We start from the raw sequence: 1,177 nt of genomic DNA on the forward strand, positions 1-1,177 counted from the left end.
GGGAGCATCCCGGTTTTGTAAATATCCGAATAAGTGTAAAATAGTTAAAATCAATAAAAGCGTCAAAAAAAGTCGAGAAAAAGAGCCATGACCCCTGAAGAACTAGAGCGGTTGGAATCCTGTGCGGCAGAAATTGCTAAAATTTGGTATAACAATACACCCCCAAGTGAACTGACCAGTCTGGAAAATATTGAAAAACATCTCAGGCAACAATGGCTTGAAACAGTGGGCCCACAAATTGGTTTTTTTTTATCAAAGAAGCAACAGGAACAGAACAAGGACGACCGCGCACAGTAAAAAGCTGTATTGGTGAACTAAGAATTACTGAAAAACAGGCCGAAAAATTAGAGTTCAAGAAATCTACTCGATTATCTCCATTATTTGAAAAATGCTGTCTCCGTCAAATAGCTAATCTTTCCTACTTCAAGGCAGCCCAAGAAATGGAAGTTCAGACAGGAGTAAAGATAGGACACACTTGTTTACACCGATTGGTAGAAAAACAAGAATGGTCAGAACCTCATGCCAAAATAGAGGTGAAAGAAACAAGCATAGATGGAGGGAAAGTCCGTCTCAGAGGGAAGTTGGGCGAAGGCTCTCATTGGCAAGATTATAAGGCAGTGCGATTACATGAAAGTTATTATGGGGCTTTTTATCAAGAGAATGAAGAGTTAATTAATTATATAAACCATCAGCCATTAGCCGATATATTAACTTGTTTGGGTGATGGACATGATGGGATATGGAATATTATGAGCCAGTTAAATCCTGGTAAAACCCGACGTGAAATTTTAGACTGGTATCATTTAATGGAAAATTTATATAAAGTGGGAGGGTCATTAAAATCTTTAGCCAAAGCCAAGGAATTTTTGTGGGCCGGAAGGGTCGAACCTACCCTAAAATTATTTAAAAATTGTCGCAGAAGAACCGCTAAAAACTTTTGCAAGTATCTAGAAAAGCATCGCTCTCGAATTGTTAACTATGAGCAATTATCATCAGATAATATCTGTTCCATTGGCTCGGGCGCGGTGGAATCTACTGTCAAACAAATAGATAGAAGGTTGAAAATCTCCGGAGCTCAATGGTTGAAAAAAAATGTCAATCAAATGCTAAAACTTCGTTGTGCTTACCTCAACGACCTCTTGGCTATTTGAGGCTTTTGCAAAACCGGGATGCTCCC

The 1,177-nt window shown here is 38.9% G+C and carries 1 protein-coding gene; it reads left to right on the forward strand.

Annotation, left to right across the window (positions count from 1 at the left end):
* Positions 1-87 precede the first annotated feature (87 nt).
* Positions 88-1,151 (forward strand): ISKra4 family transposase gene (locus QUB44_RS30980; protein WP_333373771.1). Its coding sequence is split into 2 segments (ribosomal slippage): positions 88-241 and positions 241-1,151, totalling 1,065 coding nucleotides; the frame shifts between segments, so codons are not numbered across the junction.
* The last annotated feature ends 26 nt before the right edge of the window (positions 1,152-1,177 follow it).

The organism is Microcoleus sp. AT3-D2, assembly GCF_036705715.1.
Taxonomy (GTDB): domain Bacteria; phylum Cyanobacteriota; class Cyanobacteriia; order Cyanobacteriales; family Microcoleaceae; genus Microcoleus.